The organism is Streptomyces sp. NPDC056835, from assembly GCF_042789485.1.
Lineage (GTDB): Bacteria > Actinomycetota > Actinomycetes > Streptomycetales > Streptomycetaceae > Streptomyces.
Genome location: NZ_JBHUBB010000028.1, coordinates 67788 through 74291, shown reverse-complemented (window position 1 = coordinate 74291; position 6504 = coordinate 67788). Strand labels below are relative to the sequence as shown.

The following is a 6504-nucleotide window of genomic DNA, read 5'->3' as shown; positions in this document are numbered from 1 at the left end:
GGGGGGGGGGGCCCTGGGGGGGGCCCGGCCCACCCCTCCCGCCGTTTCGGTTCGGCCCGCTCGCGCGCATCATTGATCCAGGGGGCCACACGTCCCTTTTCGCTCGTGTGTACGCATGGACGGCGGATTCGCCGGGTCCGGCACCGGGTGAGGCAGGACAGCTCTTGTCCGGGCGTCAACTCTGAGAGGATGACGATCCGGGCGGGAGGGAGCCAGTCATGGACGACAAGGAAGCGCTCAGGGTGGGCGCGGCCGTCCGCAGGAGGCGCAGGTCCCTGGGCCTGACGCTGGCGGCGGTCGCCGGCCGTAGCGGACTGTCCGTGCCGTTCCTCAGCCAGATCGAGAACGAGCGCGCCAGGCCGAGCACCCGCTCACTGGAGCGGGTGGCGGACGCCCTGGAGACGACCCCCGCCCAGCTGCACGCCGCCGCCGACTCGGCTCGTACCGTCGATGTCGTACGAGCCTCCCCCGGGCCCGGGGTCCGCCGCGTGGTGCGTGGTGGTCACCAGTTGAACGCCAAGGAATTCACCGGTGAGCAGGACACCGGCAGGGAATACCAGCACCGCAACGACGAGGTGATGTACATCGCCGACGGCGCCGCGGAGGTCGAGGCCGAGGGCCGGGCGTACCGGCTGGAGCGCGGTGACACGCTGTATCTGTCCGGTGGCGTACGGCACCGCTGGCGAGCCACCGAGCCCGGCACCCGCATCCTCGTCGTGGCCGTCGCCGAACACATCGACGCGACCATCGACCCGCCGCGCTGAGGACGCGCTCCATGCCCGGAGCACCCGCGCGGGGGCCGCGCGTCGTCTCGCTCGTCCCCTCGCTCACCGAAGCCATCGCCGTCAGCGCGCCCGGTCTGCTGGTGGGGGCCACCGACTGGTGCGTCCGTCCGGCCGGTCTCGATGTCGTACGCGTCGGCGGTACGAAGAACCCCGATGTGCCTGCGATCGCCGCGCTCCGGCCCGATCTGGTCGTCGCCAACGAGGAGGAGAACCGGGCACTCGTCGACGGACGCTTCCTCACCTGGTACGGGCCGTCGCTGGCAGCGGCACCGGCGGCGCTGCGGGCAGCGCTCCGCTGAACACCCGGCGCAGCGTGCACCACCCGGCCGCAGACCAGGCCGCCACCAGCAGGACGAACAGCGTCACCGCCAGCCACTCCAGGGCCACGAGACCCGTGTGCCGGCCCAGCCCCGCCGCGCCCGTCACACACGTACCGAGCGGGAAGGTGAAGGCCCACCACGTCATCGTGAACCGCATCCCGCGCCGGGCGGCCCGCACCACCAGCGCCGCCGACAGCGCCAGCCACAGCAGGGCGAACCCCATCACCGGCACGCCGTACACCACGGCGAAGGCGCTCAGCGCGGCCGCGTACGGAGCGCCGATCGCCCCGGGCGCCACATCGGCCAGCTGGCTGACCGCGGTGGTCGACTGCCCCAGCGGGCCGAGCACCAGAAAGAGCAGCGGGGTCAGTGCGAGCGGGAGCGGACCGTGCGCCACCAGCCGGCCGAAGATCAGCGGCAGCATCATCAGCGTGGCGAGCAGGCTCACCCCGAACAGGGCGTAGCAGCCGAGCAGCAGCGCCTCACGCCCCTGGCCCGCCGCCAGATGCGGCACCAGCAGCGGACCGACCGCCGCCGAGACCATGGGGGGCACCACCGGCAGCAGCCAGACGGGCGAGGCGTCCGCGGGCCCCACGCGATGGCGTACGACCATCAGATAAGGGATCGCCACGGCGACGACGAGACCGAGCAGCGTCCCCGCGCCGAACAGCACCGCGTCCACGGCGAGCGCCGCCCGCTCGCCCAGTACGTCGCGCCCCACCAGCAGCGTGGCGCCGCCGACGGCCAGCAGCGCCATAGCGGCGCAGCCGTAGAACGGCGCCACGGCCGGATCGAGCAGATCGGCGCGCGCCCGGTCGCGGTGGTACAGCCAGTGCCCGGCGCGGGCGGCCAGGACGACGACGAGCAACACCGCCGACAGCGCCCACACCACGACATAGGCGGCCCGCAGCCCCGGTATCTCCAGCGGCAGGCCGGCACCCGCGCTCGCCACGATCGCCGTGCCCATCACCGTCGCGTACCAATTCGGCCCGAGATGCCGGAGCGCCGGCAGCCGTACTCGCGCGGTGGCGCGCGTGGTGGGGGCGGTGGTGTGCGCGAAGGTGGTCATGGCTTCCACCCTCGCGCGAGCGTACGGGACCCACCAGACCCGTTCTCTCTATGAGGTCATAACCTGGACTTATGGCCGATGTACCGCTCTTTGCCCCCTCCGCCGGACCGTCCTCCCCGGATTCGCCCGCCGCCCGGCTCGCGCACCGGGTGCCCGATCTCGGAGCGCTGGAACTGCTGCTCGCCGTCGCCAGGCTCGGCAGTCTGGGCCGGGCCGCCCGCGAGCTCGGGATCTCCCAGCCCGCCGCCAGCAGCCGGATCCGGGCCATGGAGCGGCTGCTCGGGGTCGCGCTGGTCGACCGCTCACCGCGCGGCTCCCGGCTCACCGACGCCGGAACCCTCGTCACCGACTGGGCCCGGCGCGTGGTGGAGGCCGCCGAGGCCTTCGACGCGGGGGCGCAGGCGCTGCGCGACCGCCGGGACTCACGGCTGCGTGTCGCCGCCTCCATGACGATCGCCGAGTATCTGCTGCCCGGCTGGCTGATAGCGCTCCGCCGGGCCCGGCCCGATACCGCCGTCTCGCTCCACGCGGGCAACTCCCTGGCGGTCGCCGAGCGGCTGCTCAGCCATGAGGCGGACCTCGGTTTCGTCGAGGGCGTGGCCGCGCCGGAGGGGCTCGACTCCGCCGTCATCGGCCATGACCGGCTGCTGGTGGTCGCGGCCCCCGGCCATCCCTGGGCCCGGCGCCGTACCCCGCTCGACCCGGCGGAGCTGGCCGCGACCCCGCTGATCCTGCGTGAACCCGGCTCCGGCACCCGTCAGGTGCTGGACGCCGGGCTCAGTGCGTACGGCGGTCTCGCCGAGCCGCTGCTCGAACTGGCCTCCACCACCGCGCTGAAGGCCGCCGCGGTGAGCGGGGCCGGTCCCTGCGTGCTGAGCGAACTCGCGGTCGGCGAGGAACTGGCGGCCCGCCGGCTCGTCAGGGTGCCGGTCGAGGGCATCCGGCTACGCCGCGATCTGCGCGCGGTCTGGCCGGCCGGCAGCCGCCCCGCCGGCCCGGCCCGCGACCTGCTGTCTCTGACCCGCGGAGCCCTGGACTGACTGACTGGCCGGCTGATTGATTGACCGGCCGGCCGGCCGGTCCGTCAGGGCCTTGAGCCCGCGACGGAGGCGCCCGCCGCCTCGACCAGTGCGGTCATCACGCGGGTGTCCTCGGCCATCTCGGGATGCCACTGAACGCCCAGGACCCAGCCTGGACCGGGTAGTTCGACCGCTTCGACCGTGCCGTCCGCCGCGACCGCCGAGACCGTCAGCCCCTCACCGAGCCGGTCCACCGTCTGGTGATGGTGGGTCGGTACGGCGAACTCCTCCGGCACCAGAGCTCCGTAGCGGGTGCCCGCCACCGGCGTCACCGGATGCTCGCCGAAGGCGCCGGCCACCGGTGAGGTATGGCCGTCCACATGCTGACGGAGCGTCCCCCCGAGCGCCACATTGAGCAGCTGCATCCCCCGGCAGATGCCCAGCAGGGGCGTGCCGGAGGCCAGCGCCGCCTCGATCAGGGCCAGTTCCCAGGCATCCCGCTCCCGGGCGGGCGGTCCGGTACGGGGGTCCGGCTCGGCTCCGTACCGTACGGGCTCCACATCAGGACCGCCCGCGATCACCACCCCGTCGAGCCGCGCCACCATCCGGGACGCGGCCGACGGGTCGTCCGGCGGCAGCATCGCGGCCAGCCCGCCCGCGCGCTGGACGAGCCGGGGATAACCGGCCGGCAGCAGCGCCGCGGGCAGGTTCCAGACGCCCCACGCGGCGGACTCCTCCAGATAGGTGCTGACGCCGATGAGCGGCTTCATGGACCGGGCCTCCGTCGTTCGTGGTGTGTCGTTCCCGTACGCGTTGGCGTCCGCGTACGTGTCTGCGCGCATGTCCGCGTCAGTGTCCGTGTCAGTGTCCGCGTCAGTCTCGTTCGAGCTCGGCCTCGGCCGCGGCCAGCGCCGCGAACTCCTCTTCCGGGGCCGCCGCGACCAGCCGGTGCCGACTGTAGAAGGAGAAGTAGGCGAGGGCGACGACATAGACACCCAGCGCGATGAACGCCGCGTCCTTGTCCACCAGGAACGTCGCGACCAGCGCCGACAGTGCGAGTACGAAGGCGACGCCGGAGGTGAGCATGCCGCCGGGCGTGCGATAGGGGCGGGGCAGCTCCGGCTCGCGGCGGCGCAGCACGAGATGGGACAGCGCCATCAGCGCGTACGAGATCGTCGCGCCGAACACCGCGACATTGAGCATCCGGCCGCCGTCGCCGGTGCCCGCCGCGAGGGCGAACCCGATCGCGCCCGGGATCAGCAGACCCAGATAGGGGGCTTTGCGGCCGCTCGTGAGGGACAGGAACCGGGGCAGATAGCCCGCGCGGGAGAGCGCGAACAGCTGCCGGGACCCGGCGTAGATGAGGGAGAAGAAGGAGGCGACGAGACCCGCGAGACCCGCGTAGTTCACGAACCGGCTCAGCGCGGTCGGATCCCCGTCCCCCTGGAGCGCGACCACCAGCGGATTGCCCGCGTCCTGGACGGCGGCCGAGCCGCGCGCCCCCGTCGCCGCGAAGAAGGTGATCAGCGCGAGCAGTACGAGCACGCCCATGGCGATCGACAGCGCCTTCGGCATCGACCGGACGGGGTCCTTGGCCTCCTCGGCGGCCAGCGGTACGCCCTCCACCCCCAGGAAGAACCACATACCGAAGGGGAAGGCCGCCCAGATGCCCAGGATTCCGTACGGCAGCCAGGAGCCGGACCCGAACGCGTCCTGGTCGACGGGGATGTCATTGAGACCACTGGCGTCGAACTCGGTGAAGGCCCCGACCGCGAAGATCAGCAGCGCGGCCACCGCGATCGCCGTCACCACCAGGCTGAAGCGCAGCGCCTCGCCCACACCCCAGAGATGGATCCCGATGAAGATCACGAAGCAGGCGAGATAGACCGGCCAGCCGGCCGTCAGGCCGAAGAGATTGAGGGACTCGACATATTCGCCGATGAAGATGGAGATGGCGGCCGGCGCGAGGATGTACTCGATGAGAATGGCCGTACCGGTCAGGAAGCCGCCCCAAGTGCCGAGCGCGCGCCGGGCGAAGCCATAACCGCCGCCCGCGGTGGGCAGGATGGCGGACAGTTCGGCGAGCGAGAAGACCAGACAGGCGTACATCACCCCCATCAGCAGCATGGCGATCGCGAGACCGCCGAAGCCCCCCTCGGAGAGACCGATGTTCCACCCCGAGAAGTCCCCGGAGACGACATAGGCGACTCCGAGGCCGGTGAGCAGCAGCCAGCCCGCACTGCCCCGGCGCAGTGTGCGCCGTCGCAGATACTCGGCGTCCCCCTGGGGCGTGTCCCGCTCGGCGGCGCCGTCGGCCGCGGCGGCCGGTGGAACGCGCGAGTCCGTGCCTTCGGACATGATCCGCTCCTGCCTCGGAGTAATGGTGTGGGGCCATACCATTGCTCCATGAGCGGTCCGGCGCAAGCCCCGTGCGTTAATCAGCTGTTACGGATTGGGAAAGCCCCCGGCTCGGGCCGGCGGGCTCCCGGCTCCGGCCACCGGGCCGCCGGTTCTGGCCGCCCGGCCGTCGGCTCAGGCCAGGAAGCCGCGCAGCAGCGCCGCCGTGCCGCCGCAGTGCTCGCGCGCGATCTCGCGCGCCCCGTCCGCGTCGCCGTCGAGCACCGCCTCGACCAGCGCCGTGTGCTGCCGCTGCGAGTGCTCCAGATTCCGCACCAGCAGCGGGATGCAATCGAGCAGATCGTTCACCGTCGCCCGCACTGCGGCGTACTGCGCGGTCAGCGTCGCGGAGCCGGACAGCTCGGCGAGCGTGAGATGCAGCATCGTGTCCAGCCTGCGGTACTCCGTCAGCGGCGCGTCCTGTGTGGCGGCCAGCGCCGAGCGCAGCCGCTCCGGCTGCTCGCCGGTGAGAGCGTGCGCCGCGCACAGCCCCGCCGCGCCGACCTCAAGCACCTCACGGAAACGCAGTACGTCCTCGATGTCCACGCCCGCCACCCGGCGCCGCAGCTCCTCCTCCGCCCCCCGGGCGGGCGCGTCGGGCCGTGGCCGTACGAACGTGCCGCCGTATCTGCCGCGCCGGCTCTCCAGCAGCCCCTGGTCCTGGAGGACCTTGAGGACATCGCGCAGCGTGACCCGGCTGATCCGCAGCCGCTCCGCCAGCTCCCGTTCGGCGGGCAGCCGCTCACCGCCCGCCACCAGCCCGAGCCGTACCACCTGGAGGATCTGCTCCAACGCCTCCTCGAAACCGTTTCCCGCTCGCACGGGCCGCAGTACCGGCGTCAGCGGGTCCGCGTCCGGCGGGTCCATCGGCTCGTTCGTCTTCGCCACGTGGCCGTTTCCCCTTCCCAACCAAA

General features: G+C 72.6%; 6 protein-coding genes and 1 pseudogene. 3 read left to right on the top strand and 4 right to left on the bottom strand.

Annotated elements, in window-relative coordinates; genetic code table 11:
• The first annotated feature begins 218 nt into the window (after positions 1–218).
• Complete coding sequence (locus ACFRMN_RS28210) at positions 219–764, top strand: helix-turn-helix domain-containing protein (protein WP_383024319.1); 546 nt, start codon at positions 219–221, stop codon at positions 762–764.
• A gap of 11 nt (positions 765–775) precedes the next feature.
• Positions 776–1063 (top strand): annotated as a pseudogene (locus tag ACFRMN_RS28205) (helical backbone metal receptor); the annotation flags it as partial.
• On the opposite strand, the gene ACFRMN_RS28200 reads toward ACFRMN_RS28205, so the two are convergent.
• Positions 1023–2174, bottom strand: a complete 1152-nt coding sequence (locus ACFRMN_RS28200; RefSeq protein ID WP_383024315.1) for a TDT family transporter — start codon at positions 2172–2174, stop codon at positions 1023–1025. The pseudogene ACFRMN_RS28205 and the gene ACFRMN_RS28200 sit on opposite strands and share 41 nt — an antisense overlap.
• Before the next feature lie 71 nt (positions 2175–2245).
• Between ACFRMN_RS28200 and ACFRMN_RS28195 the strand changes: the two genes are divergently transcribed.
• A complete protein-coding gene (locus ACFRMN_RS28195) occupies positions 2246–3214 on the top strand; it encodes a LysR family transcriptional regulator (RefSeq protein WP_383024312.1) in 969 nt (322 codons plus the stop codon).
• Positions 3215–3258: 44 nt separating this feature from the next.
• Here the strand turns inward: ACFRMN_RS28195 and ACFRMN_RS28190 are convergent, their stop codons facing one another.
• The 3 genes from ACFRMN_RS28190 to ACFRMN_RS28180 form a co-directional block, all read right to left on the bottom strand.
• The gene (locus ACFRMN_RS28190; RefSeq protein ID WP_383024443.1) at positions 3259–3963 is read right to left on the bottom strand and encodes a gamma-glutamyl-gamma-aminobutyrate hydrolase family protein; all 705 of its coding nucleotides are present in this window, start codon (positions 3961–3963) and stop codon (positions 3259–3261) included.
• A 103-nt stretch (positions 3964–4066) separates the two neighbouring features.
• Positions 4067–5551, bottom strand: coding sequence for an ethanolamine permease (eat, locus tag ACFRMN_RS28185; RefSeq protein ID WP_383024309.1), 1485 nt, complete (start codon positions 5549–5551; stop codon positions 4067–4069).
• A gap of 174 nt (positions 5552–5725) precedes the next feature.
• Positions 5726–6457 (bottom strand): FadR/GntR family transcriptional regulator, encoded by a 732-nt coding sequence (locus ACFRMN_RS28180; protein WP_383024441.1) that lies wholly within the window; start codon positions 6455–6457, stop codon positions 5726–5728.
• Positions 6458–6504: the final 47 nt, after the last annotated feature.

Coding starts and splice junctions, on each gene's coding strand:
- ACFRMN_RS28210 (WP_383024319.1), top strand. CDS start 219: ATGGACGACAAGGAAGCGCTCAGGGTGGGCGCGGCCGTCCGCAGGAGG.
- ACFRMN_RS28200 (WP_383024315.1), bottom strand. CDS start 2,174: ATGACCACCTTCGCGCACACCACCGCCCCCACCACGCGCGCCACCGCG.
- ACFRMN_RS28195 (WP_383024312.1), top strand. CDS start 2,246: ATGGCCGATGTACCGCTCTTTGCCCCCTCCGCCGGACCGTCCTCCCCG.
- ACFRMN_RS28190 (WP_383024443.1), bottom strand. CDS start 3,963: ATGAAGCCGCTCATCGGCGTCAGCACCTATCTGGAGGAGTCCGCCGCG.
- eat (WP_383024309.1), bottom strand. CDS start 5,551: ATGTCCGAAGGCACGGACTCGCGCGTTCCACCGGCCGCCGCGGCCGAC.
- ACFRMN_RS28180 (WP_383024441.1), bottom strand. CDS start 6,457: ATGGACCCGCCGGACGCGGACCCGCTGACGCCGGTACTGCGGCCCGTG.